The organism is Pseudohongiella sp., from assembly GCF_011050365.1.
Classification (GTDB): domain Bacteria; phylum Pseudomonadota; class Gammaproteobacteria; order Pseudomonadales; family Pseudohongiellaceae; genus Pseudohongiella.
This window is the reverse complement of sequence record NZ_DRFV01000002.1, coordinates 309,309-322,535: the sequence shown is the minus strand read 5'-3', so window position 1 is coordinate 322,535 and position 13,227 is coordinate 309,309. Positions and strand designations below refer to the sequence as shown.

Sequence of the window (13,227 nt, the reverse complement as noted above, 5' to 3'; positions counted from 1 at the left end):
CAACAACCAACCCCAGGAAAGCCGCCAAATACTTGATCTGTCTCTTACTCATAAAATACCCATCAACTGCATTCCTGGCAGTTTTCTATGGGGTAACGTGAACCACCTGAGCCGTCACTGGCCAGGAAAGTGTTCCCGAACCAGGACGCTGCGGACTTCATGGCATCCCATGCCGCACCGCCAACAATAATCTGACGTGCCGCAGTAAACACGCCGCCGCCACCAACCTGCTGAATCTCCATCGAAGTCAATTCTCTCATCACTATCTCCATGTGAAATTAAGTTCAATACATTATGCGCCAAGGGCGCGGCGTAAGCACAACGTCGTCCCTTACAAACAGGTATAGCCTACAATCCGTACATATGCCGGATATTTGCCTTGCAAAAGACCACTTTGCCCTTAAGTCACGGGGGCCCGTGCTTGGCGGCAAGCCTCCACAGGCGTATAGTCAAAGATATCAACTGCCTGATTATTCGACCAATAATAACGAGGACAACACGCCCGTGACGCACCCAGATGGCATCAAAGAATCGCGAACCAAGAACTATCCGCTGCTACTGGGCGCCATCGCCTTGCTCGGCCTCGCCGCCTGCAGCAGCGATGAGCCGGAGCAGGCGGAAACCACCGCCGTGCGTGCGCCTGCGCCAGCCATCAGTCAGATTGCTTTGCAGGACATGGCGGCCTGCGCCGACGAACTGGCGCCCATCCTCAGCGATGGTGGCACCTACAGCCGCGGCATTGGCACTGCCATGGAGACCACGCAGGCTTACTTTGACCAGGGCATGCGCCTGACCTACAGCTATTATTTCCCGGAAGCGATCGCTTCGTTTAACGCCGCATTGTGTTTTGAGCCCGGTAACCCCATGATTCAGTGGGGTAAAGCACTGGCCATAGGCCCCAATCCCAACAGCCGTTACGGCGGCGCACCGGATGACCCCATGGGTGCCGGTCTCAGTGCCATCAATGCCGCCATGGCCGCCCGCGACACCCGCCCGGAGGCCGAACAGGGTCTGATCGAAGCCCTCGCGCCGCTGTTTGATACCGAAACCTATCCGGAGGTCGCTGCCCGCACACAGGCCTTTATCGACGCTGCGGAAGCCAATTACGCCGAGAACCCCAGCGATCTGGAAGCTGCCTTCCTGGTCTCGCACGGCCTGATGATGTCGACGCCATGGACCTATTACGATCCCGACGATGGCAGCCCTCTGCCCGGTGTCGAGCGCGCGCTGGAAGTCATGGAAACCGGCATGGAGCAGAACCCTGCGCATCCCGGCCTGACACACCTGCACATCCACCTGCTGGAGGCCTCGTTTGAGCCGGGCCGCGCCGAAGACTCCGCTGACCGGCTGGAGTCTCTGACGCCCATGGCCGGCCACATGGTGCACATGCCCGGTCACATTTACATGCGTGTCGGCCGTTATGATGATGCCATTACTACCAACCAGCGCTCGCTTAGCGCAGACGACGCCGTGGTCGCCGAATGGGGCAATCGCGAGTTGCCGCGCACCGGCACCTACTTCCTGTCCGCCACCAACCACGGTGGTCACGCCACCAACTTCATCCACTGGGCCGGTATCCTGCAGGGCAACAGCCAGCGCGCGCTGGACGTGTCAGGACCCATGGCGGCAATGGCAGAACCGGAAGCGCTGACTCAGGGCCGGGGCCTGCGTACGGTGGTAGCTCACTGGATGACCCTGAAAGCCTTCGGACGTTTTGATGAGTTGCTGGCGCTGGAAAACCCTGCTCCCGAGCAACCCTACCTGACCGGCATGCTCAATTACATGCACGGCTCAGCCTACCTGCGTCAGGGTGATGTTGATGCTGCACAAGCCGAATACGACACGCTGCAGGAAGTACGCAATGATCCTGTACTCGACAGCCAGCGCGCTGCCGTCAATACCACCAGCGATATGCTGGCGATCGCGTCCCATGCCCTGGCCGGTGAAATTGCCAGCGCTCGCGACGATCACGATCAAGCCATTGAGTCCTTCCGTCAGGCCGTCGCCCTGCAGGATGCGCTACGTTACATGGAGCCACCAGACTGGTTGCAATCCATGCGTCTGTTCCTGGGCCAGGCACATCTGGACGCCGGGGAATACAATCAGGCGATGAACGTTTTTGAAAGAGACCTGGTGTTATTGCAGAACAACGGCTGGGCGCTGACCGGACTGACCGACGCGCTGGAGCAGATGGGACAGACTGAAGAAGCCGACCTGGCACGCATGCGGTTGATAGAAGCATGGCAGGATGCCGACGTGATGCTAAACGACAAGGCCCACTTTTAAGGAGGACAGGGATCAGGCAGGGGGAATTATGGCAGACACTCTGGAATACCTCGCGAACTCAGTATCGCAGGCCCACAATCTGGAAGAGCTGACCCGGCCGATGCTGGAGCTGCTGGAAAAGATGACGCATCTTGAAAGCACCTACCTCACTACCATCGACGAGGTTGCGGGTGTGCAACGTATTCTGTACGCCCGCAATATCGGCGATCTCAACATCCCCGAGGGTCTCACCGTACCATGGAGCGACACTCTATGCCGGCGCGCCCTGCAGGAACAGAGTTTCCTCACCAAAGATGTGCCTTCGGTCTGGGGCGACTCCGAAGCCGCTGCCGCCCTTGGTCTGCAGACTTATCTCAGCAGTCCGGTGTACACCGACGATGGTGAACTTTACGGCACTCTGTGCGGCGCCAGTGCTCACCCAGTCGATGTCAGCCCCGATGTCAGCAAACTACTGGAGCTGTTTACCCGGCTGATCTCACAACAGGCATCACGCGAGAAAGCTGCCCGTGAAGCTACTGAACGGGCACTGGCCGCCGAAGTCCGTGCCAGTGAAATGCAGTTTGTGGCCGAGATAGGCGCCATGTGTCTGTCGGCCTCCGGCCTGTCGCCACTGCTTAACGGCATTGCCCGCAGTTTTACCGCGCGCAGTTTCTGGCAGGACGCGGTGCCATTTGTCGCCGAGCAGGGAGTTGCCCACGCAGTGCAAGCGGGTCAGCAGGCCTACAAGCCTCTTATCCAGACCATGCTCGGTGATGCCCGCTCCGGTATCGGTTATCAGCCGCTGTTCGTCAAAGCCAACTACGCCGGGACCGATGTACAGGAAGCGCTTGCCGCCACTGGCCAGGCTTACAACAGTCTGCTGTTCGTCATGGCTGCCGCAAGCGGTGATGAATTGCTCGGCGGTGTGTTACTGATCGGCGGTGAAGAGAGCATCAGTGATTCCGAACAGGCCATGGTGCAAAGCTGCTGGCAAACCCTGACCCTGTTCGCCGAGCGCCATCACGACCATGAACTGCTGGAAGCTGCCAACGCCACGCTGACCCTGCACGCGCGCCACGACCCGCTCACCCAACTACCCAACCGGCGTTACCTTGTAGAAGAGATGAAGCGCCTGTTGGGCCATGCCGCCCGCACTGGCGAAACCGTGTATGTGGCTTTTATTGATCTGGACAATTTCAAGATCATCAACGATACCCACGGTCACGATGTCGGTGACGACTTTCTGGAAGAGATCGCCCGACGCCTGCAAAGCACCGCGCGCAGTGGCGACCTGACTGCACGCTATGGCGGCGACGAGTTTATCCTTGTCGCGGTAAACCATTGCGACCAATTGGATAACGCTGAAGAGGCCATAGCCGAACGATTGCAAAATGCCATGTCCGGAAAGTTCGAACTGCCCACCATGACTCTGGAATACGGCGGTCCCAGCGTCGGGGTCATCCGCTGGCAGGGCAAGGAGGTGCCCGACGCAGACGAATTGCTCGCCACCGCCGACAAGGCCATGTACGCCGTTAAACAGCAGCGCAGGAAGCGCCATGTCTAAGTCCCGATGCGAGCGCATCGCACAACACGTTTTTTTGCTTGTCCTGTCGGTGCTACTACTCAGCGCCTGCACGGCCACGCCCGGCCCGCGACTAGACAATCAGAGCCTGCATCAATCCTACTTTGATATTGGCTCCAGGGCCGGGGTCGACATTACCCGCGGCGGTCCGCATTGCCGCATTTTCCATCCCATCAACATGGACTACGGTCGCCATCCCATTATCATCTGGGGCAATGGCACCGGCACCAGTCCCGCGTCCTACCGCGATTTACTGGAGCACTGGGCCAGCCACGGCTTTGTGGTGGTCGCGGCCATGAGTCCCAATCCCGGCACCGGTCGCGAGATGAGCCGATGCCTGGACTTTGCCCTTAATCTGAATAGCGAACCCGGACCTTTCCAGGGCCGACTCGATCCGGCCCACATTGGCGTCGCTGGTCACTCCCAGGGCGGCGCCGGCGCCATCATGCTCGGCCGTGACCTGCGCATTACCACCGTCGTCGCCCTGCAGCCCTACATTCAGGGCGTACGCTTCAACCCCACCGCCGTGCGCGGGCAGTCCGGCCCCATGCTGCTGCTCTCTGGCGCCGACGATGTCACCGCGCCCCCCGACACGCATCAGCAACCTGTCTACTACAATACCGACGTCCCCGTCACCTGGCTCACCCTCCGCGGCGCCACGCACCTGGCCCCCATGTTCACCGGCGGCAGTTACCGAGGCGCAATGACCGCCTGGTTCAGAATGCACCTGCGTGGCGACGAAGAAGCCGCTCGCATGTTTGAGGGCGAAGACTGTGTGATCTGCGGCGACGAAAGGTGGACAATCAGGGCGAAATAGCCTGATGGGGTCATCGTGTCATTGAGTGCTGTTGCAGTCGGATTGTGAACTGCTGCCTGCTTTGCACTGAGCTGTAAACCAGCCACCAGTTCACCACAGCCATTGAACCAGGCGACATGGCCAAGGATACAACGATGACAATACCAGACCCCGCAAACACTTCTCGACTGCGGCTTGGCCTATATATGTGGGTTGCCGGCATGTTCGGCGTGCTCGCGCTTACGATGACAGTGATACCCCAGCTCGTGGCTGATGCGCCGCTCGGCGTTCCGCTTTGGCTGGTGCAGCTGGTGAGTGTTGCCCAAAGCGCTCTGCTGGTTGCGCTTGCCGTCTGGCTGGGCGTAGTGCTGGCGCCCAAAGTTGGTCTTCGAGCGACTGTTTTTGAGGCTGCAGTGACTGCCGGCTCAATCACATCCGCCTTACGGCCGCAAATTCTCCCCGGTCTGATCGGGGGCGTTGTCGGAGGAGTAGCACTCTTCGCAATTGGTGGCTACGCTTCACCAGCCGTGCTTGCGGACGTAGAACAGCAGTTTGTCGTGCCGATTCTGGCTCGCGTGTTATATGGTGGCGTCACGGAAGAGCTGCTGTTGCGATGGGGTCTGATGACGGTTCTGGTCTGGCTGGCGTGGCGATTCCTGCAGCGACGCAGCGGAACCCCGCAACCAGCCTTTATCTGGCTTGCCATCATCGTCAGCGCATTGCTGTTTGGCGCGGGGCATTTGCCGGCAGCGGCAGTGCAGGTAGGGCAACTGACGGGTTATGTGGTGTTATTTGTGATCGGCGCGAACGCTGTCTTCGGGGTGCTGTTCGGTTACCTGTATTGGCGTTATGGTCTGGAATCGGCCATTATTGCTCATGCGACAGCGCATGCAGTGAGCTACGCCTTGAGCCTGGGCGCAGCATAATGAGGTGCGCCCGGTAAATTTCACATCACTCTAAACGAGGACTACTGTTAAATGATCACTACCAGAGTCACAGCAGCTTCCACGTTAGTCATGACGTTGGCCCTGACCGGCCTGGTCAGCGCAGCAGAATTGCCCTATCGCCATGCGGACGAAGACATCGGCACGGTCCGTCAGGTTTATGATGGCAAACTGTATCCTGACATTCAGGTCAACACCTTCCGTAATATTGACCGGCTGTTTCCCACGCGCACAGTTTCGCGAGGTGAGACTGTCAGTGTCTTGCCGGTCAGCGACCAGCCGTTGCAGGAATTTTCGTATTCCGTCGACGATCAGACCTATGACCTTTACGACGTACTTGCCATGAACCGGGTCAGCGGCATGGTGATAATCCGTGACGGTGAAATCCTGTTCGAGAAATATTTGCTGGGTAACGATGAACACACCCGGTGGATGTCCATGTCGGTGGTGAAGTCGATGACAGCGACATTGATTGGCGCCGCCATACAGGATGGATTTATTGAAAGTATCGACGATCCGATCGTCAATTATCTGCCGCGCTTTCAGGGCTCAGCTTACGACGGTGTCACTGTCAGAAACCTGCTGCAGATGAGCTCCGGCGTTGCCTGGAACGAGACCTACACCGACCCGACATCAGACAGGCGACGCATGCTGGAGGCGCAAATCGGACGACAACCCGGCGCCGTCCTGGACCTGATGGCCTCCTTGCCGCGCGCTGCCGAGCCGGGCACCGTGTGGAACTACAGCACGGGCGAAACCCAATTGGCGGGCGCGTTGGTGCAGGCGGCTACCGGTAAGCCGGTGGCCGAGTACCTGTCGGAAAAAATCTGGTCGAAAATGGGTATGGAAGCTGATGCCAACTGGTGGTTGCAATCCCCCGACGGCCTGGAAGTAGGCGGCAGTGGTCTGTCCGCAACCTTGCGTGACTACGCGCGATTTGGTTTATTTCTGCTCAATGACGGCGTTATTGAGGGCGAGCGGGTATTGCCGGATGGCTGGATCGAGGCTGCGAGCACACCAAAGATCGTGGGCGGTGAGACAGTGCCGTATGGCTATATGCTGTGGCCTTTGCATGGCAGAAGTTATGCCGCTGAGGGGATCTTTGGTCAATATGTTTTTGTCGATCCGGACAAAAACCTGGTGGTCGCGATGTGGAGCGCACAGCCCAAGCCACTTTACCGCGCCGGGTTGAATGAATACGAATTCCTGCAGGCTTTGTCAGATTTTTTTCAATAGTTTTCGGGCACAAAAATAACCGGAGTATAAATGATCAAACTACACGGATTCTCTGCCAGTAATTACTACAATGTACCCAAACTTGCCCTGCTTGAGAAAGGCATAGCGTTTGAGGAGGTTTTGTCCTACACCGGAGTAGGTCCAACGTACAAACCCGAGTATCTCGACAAGAGTCCGTTGGGAAAAGTACCGGCACTTGAAACGGAAGAAGGATTTATCAGCGAATCCCGGGCAATTCTGGAATACATAGAACGGGCCTGCCCGGAGCCTTCGTTACTGCCGGCATCACCCTTTGGTATTGCCAAAGTGCAGGAACTGTCGCAGTTCATCGAACTTTATTTTGAGCTTGTCGCGCGTCGTCTTATTCGCAACCTGCTGGCCGGCACAGAGCCCGATCCGACGGTGCTGAAAGAGGTGGCCAGCAGCCTCGATAAAGCGGTCGCCGCGCTGCCCCGGCTGTCCAGCTTTGAGCAGTTTGCCTATGGTGACCAGTTTACCCTGGCGGATATCGCGGCGATCCTGAATCTGCCGATCGTACGCAACATTGGTAAAGCGTTCCTGGGCAAGGATCCACTGGCAGAGGTGCCGGGACTGGATGCCTACTGCATACGGATGGAAGCAAGGCCACATGTCAAAAAAATTCGCAGTGACGCTGCAGAGAATCGTCCCCATTTCATGGCGCATCTGAAAGCGCTGTATGGGATTTAATGTAACCAGTCATCGCACCCGGTTGATTATGCCAGGCCCCGTTCGCGCCAGTCCATGATTGCAGCTTCACATGAAATCCAGGACCCAGAGACTTGATCGTTTTATTAGTCGGCACAGTGTGTATTCACTTGCCGATACGCGCCTTTTGCTTGCTCAGAAAAGAATTCTTGTGGATGGGCTTGTCGCGCGTTCCATTCAGCAAAAAGTAACGCAGTTCACTCATGTCGTTCTGGATGGTGAGTGCCTGCAGGATAACCAGCCTGTTTACATCATGCTTAATAAACCCCGCGGAGTTGTTAGCGCGACCAAAGATCCGAAACACACCACCGTACTGGATCTTATTGAGCATCCACAGAAGGATGAGCTGCACATTGTTGGCCGCCTGGATTTTAATACCACGGGGTTGCTGCTATTGACTAACGACGGGTCCTGGTCGCGCAAGATAAGTTCGCCTGAGTCCGGATTGGTAAAGACGTATGAGGTTACTTTGGCCGGGCCCTTAAGCGATGATTACATTGCTGTGTTTCGTGAGGGCATCTACTTTGGTTATGAGAACATTACCACTAAACCAGCAAATTTGGAGATACTCTCCGACTATAGCGCCAGACTTTCACTGATCGAAGGAAAGTATCACCAGGTTAAACGCATGTTCGGCTTTTTTCAGAATGAAGTCCTGGCTCTGCACCGGGTGTCTGTCGGGAATATTTCCCTGGAGGGTCTGGAGGTCGGGTGCAGCAGACTGCTGACAATTGGTGAAAGTTTAAGGGAATGAAAGAGATGAATTTCGAATTACTGGCAGATAGACCAGAAGCAATCAATGTGGTTTCGAACGTAGCGCTATGCGACCGATATTGTCGTAACTGAATCAAGCACCATCTTTGCGATCAGTTTGGTCATGCCAGAAACTGGGGGTCAGGCATTTCATGGCTACGGCTATCAGCGAAGCGACATAGTTGGGCAACACAAACAGTGCATCATGATGCTCACGGTGGCTGTATTGTCTGGCCTGTACCTGATGGGCCGTATAAGATGACGCTGTCGTATTGTCCCTGTCACTGCTGCATTGTGCAGACAATCAGGGCCTGGACTTTTGCTCAGGTACCGCGAAACCAGGGTCAGAACTGGTCTCAGAGAAGGGGAGTGTATGCTGCCGATTCAAAAATATCCCGCAGGCTGGCGAGCGTTGCATTGGATAATGGCGCTGATGGTACTTACGTTGATACCTGTCGGCTTGTGGATGGCGTCACGCGCAGAGGCCGACGTCTGGGGACCGCTGACGGATGCGCTGTACAGTTGGCACAAAGCCATTGGCTTTAGTGTGCTGTTGCTGATGGTCCTGCGAATCGTAGTAAAAATACGGTTAACCAGCCCACCCTACCCGGAACAGATACCCCGCAAACTGCAGATGGCCGCCAAGGGGCTGCATCACCTGATGTACCTGCTGTTAGTGCTGACGCCGTTGTTTGGCTGGGCCGGGGTGACCGCGTATCCTGCGCTGATTACGCTGGGTGGATATGACCTGCCGGCGATGCCTTTTGTGTCGCAGGACAGCGATCTGGCTGAGCTTCTGTTTGAAATCCATGGCGCGCTGGCCATTACCCTGAGTGTGCTGATAGCGGGTCACATTGCGGCCGCTTTCCGACATATGTTCCGCAAAGACGGCATATTTCGCCGGATGGTTTAATACTCAACCAGCCTGGTAAATAAAACCGTCGTTCTATTCTTATGCAATTGATGCCACAATCCAGCGATAGCTCACGGGCTGTCATCCAGTGTCGCCAGGATCCAGTGCATGAACCCAGTATCGCCGGAACCAACGCCAGTATGCCTGAACTGCAGGACACCGCTGCAGGGTAACTGGTGTCATGTCTGTGGCCAGCCGGTCAAAGGCATGGTGCGCGACTTTCCGGTCATCATGGGCGACCTGGTTGAAACGCTGTTTGAGTATGATAATCGTATATGGCGCACGCTGCTGCAGATATATTTCCGTCCGGGCTATGTCACCAATGATTTTATTGTCGGCCGACGGGTACGCTATGTGCTGCCGTTTCGCCTCTTCTTTACGCTCAGTCTGATCACCTTTCTTATGCTGCAGCTGGTAGCGGTGCCGCAGGGGTGGTCGGGGCTGGAGGTTAGCGCAGCTGACGCCCAGTTTTCCTCCTATCAGACGGTGGAGGAAGTCATTATCGCCCGCGATCGGGCAATCGATGATTTGCAGCAAGCGCGCGCTGGCATGGAGCAGGGTTCAGAGCAGGGTCTTACTGTGTCTGGTATCAATCTGGCGGTCAATGTAATCAATGCAGCCGCTGAGCGGCGGATTGTGCAGCTGGGTGGTGAATCTGACGCGGCAGATTCTTCATCTGTGCAGCCGTCACCGGAGCAAGCCCCTGCAGGCCCGATCCTCCGGTTTGATGGGCGACAACTCTGGGATCCTGAGACGACACCTCTGGACATTGCATGGCTGCCGGCAACTGTAAACCAGACTTTGAATCAATGGATGAGCCAGTGGTTGACGCAGGCAGAAGATAATCTTGCGCGCGCCGGTGATGACCCGGGCAGCCTGATTGAGGCGATGTATAATTTATTACCAGTCACGCTTTTTGTGCTGATGCCAATTTTTGCGTTACTGTTAAAGATCTTCTATCTCTTTAAGCGCCGCCTGTACATGGAACATCTGGTCGTGGCGTTGCACAGTCACAGTTTTCTGTTTCTGGCGATTGTGGTCAGCATCATTCTGGGTACGCTAAGTTCAGTTACCGAGGCGGTACCTGTGCTTGGTTTCGTTTTCGATTTCCTGTTCGCAATCTCAATGATCTGGTTTCCTGTCTACCTTCTGCTGATGCAGAAACGCGTCTATGCGCAGGACTGGCCGATGACACTGATTAAATTTACTGGCCTGGGTGTTTTGTATACCGTCATGATACTGGCAGTGCTGACTGTGGCGGCCATTATAGGCCTGGTCACTCTGTAGTCTGACTATGGTCTGTCTGCGGCCGGCACAGCACAAATTTATCTGAATCAGGCAACAGGCAACTCATAAAACTATGTGAGGCAATGCACAGAGCAGGGGCATGAATGGACGACTTAATGCGGATTGCACTGTACTCATCGCTTGCCGGTGTGACTGTTTTTCTGGGCGGCTTGTTGGCGAATGTTTTTGACAGGCATGTTCGCGAGGGGTTACTCAAGGAAGAAATTCTACATACATCCATTGCCTTTGGCGGAGGCATAATCGTTGCGGCCGTCGCCTTCGTGCTGGTGCCGCGAGGCATGGCGGTGTTGCCTATGTTTCCGATGGCGGCGACCTTTCTGGCAGGCGCCATTTTTTTCTATTCCCTGGACAGCTATATAGCAAAGAAAGGCGGCTCTGCTTCTCAACTGCTGGCCATGCTCCTGGATTTTGTACCTGAGTCGATTGCACTGGGAGCCATTTTTGCCGCAGACCCTGAGCTGGGTTTGCTGCTGGCCGTCTTTATCGGTTTGCAAAATTTCCCCGAATCCTTCAACTCATTTGGTGATCTTAGCGCCAGTGGATATTCATCGCGGAAATGTCTTGTTATTCTGTTTTTGCTTAGCTTTTCCGGCATTGTTTCTGCTACTTCGGGATACTATTTACTGAGTGACCTGCCTCATCTTACAGCGGCATTGATGCTGTTCTCCAGTGGTGGAATACTGTATCTGATATTCCAGGATATCGCGCCGATGTCCAAAATGCAGAACAGCAGACTGCCGACACTGGGCGTTAGCCTTGGATTTCTGGTAGGGATGGTAGGACACAAATTGTTGGGTTAAATGATGCTGCGTACGCCACCTGACACGGCTACGGGAAAACGGATCCATGAGGACACAGGTTCTTCCGTGGCGATGAAGGTGGCGGCAATGACGGCAGGTATTGTTTGTTAGTCTTTTTCCTGGTCCTTGAAGTTCGAAATGATCGCCGGATAACGCAGGAACACCACTGCCCAAACGCTGGCGAGCAGCAGTGATTGAAACCAGAAACTGGTCAGCACAGGGCCGATAAAATTCTCCCCTCTTATAATATGAAAGAGGATGGCACCGCCCAGGTGTGCGCTCAGGAACAGCGCCCCGATTATCGACGTTCTTGGCACGGCGTATAGAATCGCCGCAGTTACTTCGCCAAGGCCAATCCAGAAAACCCACGGCGCCATGGCGTCAAGGCTGGCCAGTGGGTTGGCGCCCAGCATCTTTGTGCTTCCCGCCATCAGCAGAAACAGGGTTGCCGGCGCGACGAGTATCCAGGCCGCTATTCTGAATTTATTATTAGCATGTTGCATGTGTATTCTCCGAATGGGTACTCGCGGCGGACCCAGGTAATAGTGACTATTGGGCTGGTTGCAGTTTAAGTACCGCGCCGTTGTCTTCTTCAGTCAACAGATAAATAAATCCGTCCGGTCCCTGGGCAACATCCCGGATTCGCTGATGCAGTTCTGTCACCAGGGTTTCGCGCTGCAGTTCCCACATGTTTTCGTTGAACACCAGGCGCTCCAGACCGCCGCTACCGGGCAGGCGTCCGCGCTGAATGCTGCCGGCAAACAGGTTGCCCTGCCATTGGGGAAAAGCATCGCCGCTGTAAAACATCAGGCCGGAGGGCACAATGCCGGGTTGCCAGATCAACAGCGCTGATTCGAATCCTTCCCGTGGCAGTTTTTCCATGGGCTCACCGTCGTTGTAGCTACCATAACCGTACAAAGGCCAGCCGTAGTTGCCGCCAGCCTTGATGACGTTGAGCTTGTCGCCGCCCAGTGGGCCGAGTTCGGCGTGAAACAGTTCACCTGTCTCCGGATGTATTGCCACGGCGTACTGGTCGCGGTGGCCGTAGGAGTAGATTGCCGGGTGCACATCGGCCTGGCCGACAAACGGGTTGTCAGCAGGGATGCTGCCGTCAGCATTCAGTCGCAGCACTTTGCCCTCCAGTCGCGCGAGATCCTGCGCCAGCGGGCGTCTGTCCATGGCGCCACCGACAGTCACAAACAGTTTGCCATCGGGCGCAAACACCATGCGTGAACCACCCGAGATGGTCATCGGCGTGCCGATGAAAAGCTGCTCAAAATCCGCCAGCGTGTCACTGCCGTCATAACGGGCCCGACCCAGCGTTATGGCGTATTCACCGTCGGTTTCCAGCGCGGTGTGGTAGGTCAGATAGATCAGTTGGTTGTTTGTATAATCCGGGTGCGCTTCAACGTCCAGCAGCCCGGAATGAAAGCCGGTACGAATTGCCGGCAACCCTTGCAGTGGCTCGGGGTCAAGCATATCGTCGCGGATGACCCGAAGTGCCGGCGTGTAGCGGTCGGTGACCAGGATGTCGCCATCGGGCAGTACCGCAAACCCAAACGGACGCGGTATGCCCTCGGCTACTACGGATACGTTGATACGCGCATTGATCGTCTCCAGCACCACCGGCGCTTCGGGCAGCGGGTAGGGCACTGGCCGGCCCTGGGCGTAAACAGGCGCTGCCATGCCGGCATGAAGTGCGAGTGCGGTAATAAAGGCGATGAGGCTTCGGGGCATAAATCTGATCCTTGGGAGAAACGGTATACGAAACAGTATTGGCGCCGAAGATGAGCAATCGGGCCAAAATCGGCCTTGCGCTGCTGCCGCCGATAATCCGGCGGCGCCGCAAACGCCAATAGCAATGAGGTAATACAGATTAACGAGTATACCGAGATACTGACCAA

General features: G+C 56.1%; 13 protein-coding genes. 10 read left to right on the top strand and 3 right to left on the bottom strand.

Features of this window, described 5'->3' with window-relative positions:
- Positions 1–62: 62 nt before the first annotated feature.
- Positions 63–260 (bottom strand): hypothetical protein, encoded by a 198-nt coding sequence (locus ENH71_RS02870; RefSeq protein WP_294136064.1) that lies wholly within the window; start codon positions 258–260, stop codon positions 63–65.
- 244 nt (positions 261–504) lie between these two features.
- On the opposite strand from ENH71_RS02870, the gene ENH71_RS02865 reads away from it, so the two are divergent.
- The 10 genes from ENH71_RS02865 (at position 505) to ENH71_RS02820 (ending at position 11,323) form a co-directional block, all read left to right on the top strand.
- Positions 505–2,286 carry a tetratricopeptide repeat protein gene (locus tag ENH71_RS02865; protein ID WP_294136067.1) on the top strand — a complete coding sequence of 594 codons (1,782 nt, stop codon included), beginning with the start codon at positions 505–507 and terminating at the stop codon, positions 2,284–2,286.
- Between the two features lie 28 nt (positions 2,287–2,314).
- Entirely contained in the window at positions 2,315–3,829 is a 1,515-nt protein-coding gene (locus ENH71_RS02860; RefSeq protein WP_294136069.1) for a sensor domain-containing diguanylate cyclase, read from the top strand.
- Positions 3,822–4,664, top strand: a complete 843-nt coding sequence (locus ENH71_RS02855) for an alpha/beta hydrolase family protein (RefSeq protein WP_294136072.1) — start codon at positions 3,822–3,824, stop codon at positions 4,662–4,664. Before ENH71_RS02860 ends, ENH71_RS02855 begins: the two co-directional genes overlap by 8 nt.
- A 134-nt stretch (positions 4,665–4,798) precedes the next feature.
- The gene (locus tag ENH71_RS02850) at positions 4,799–5,569 is read left to right on the top strand and encodes a CPBP family intramembrane glutamic endopeptidase (protein WP_294136075.1); all 771 of its coding nucleotides are present in this window, start codon (positions 4,799–4,801) and stop codon (positions 5,567–5,569) included.
- A 51-nt stretch (positions 5,570–5,620) separates the two neighbouring features.
- Positions 5,621–6,823, top strand: coding sequence for a serine hydrolase domain-containing protein (locus tag ENH71_RS02845; protein ID WP_294136078.1), 1,203 nt, complete (start codon positions 5,621–5,623; stop codon positions 6,821–6,823).
- A 30-nt stretch (positions 6,824–6,853) separates the two neighbouring features.
- Positions 6,854–7,531, top strand: coding sequence for a glutathione S-transferase family protein (locus ENH71_RS02840; RefSeq protein WP_294136082.1), 678 nt, complete (start codon positions 6,854–6,856; stop codon positions 7,529–7,531).
- A gap of 70 nt (positions 7,532–7,601) precedes the next feature.
- Positions 7,602–8,303: a pseudouridine synthase gene (locus ENH71_RS02835; RefSeq protein ID WP_294136085.1), complete on the top strand. Its 702-nt coding sequence runs from the start codon at positions 7,602–7,604 to the stop codon at positions 8,301–8,303.
- 372 nt (positions 8,304–8,675) lie between these two features.
- Positions 8,676–9,215, top strand: a complete 540-nt coding sequence (locus ENH71_RS02830) for a cytochrome b (protein WP_294136088.1) — start codon at positions 8,676–8,678, stop codon at positions 9,213–9,215.
- Between the two features lie 108 nt (positions 9,216–9,323).
- The gene (locus ENH71_RS02825) at positions 9,324–10,502 is read left to right on the top strand and encodes a DUF3667 domain-containing protein (protein ID WP_294136091.1); all 1,179 of its coding nucleotides are present in this window, start codon (positions 9,324–9,326) and stop codon (positions 10,500–10,502) included.
- Between the two features lie 104 nt (positions 10,503–10,606).
- Positions 10,607–11,323: a ZIP family metal transporter gene (locus tag ENH71_RS02820; RefSeq protein WP_294136093.1), complete on the top strand. Its 717-nt coding sequence runs from the start codon at positions 10,607–10,609 to the stop codon at positions 11,321–11,323.
- Positions 11,324–11,430: 107 nt separating this feature from the next.
- On the opposite strand, the gene ENH71_RS02815 is transcribed toward ENH71_RS02820, so the two are convergent.
- Positions 11,431–11,826, bottom strand: coding sequence for a DoxX family protein (locus ENH71_RS02815; protein WP_294136095.1), 396 nt, complete (start codon positions 11,824–11,826; stop codon positions 11,431–11,433).
- A 46-nt stretch (positions 11,827–11,872) separates the two neighbouring features.
- Complete coding sequence (locus tag ENH71_RS02810; RefSeq protein WP_294136098.1) at positions 11,873–13,060, bottom strand: PQQ-dependent sugar dehydrogenase; 1,188 nt, start codon at positions 13,058–13,060, stop codon at positions 11,873–11,875.
- Between the last annotated feature and the right edge of the window lie 167 nt (positions 13,061–13,227).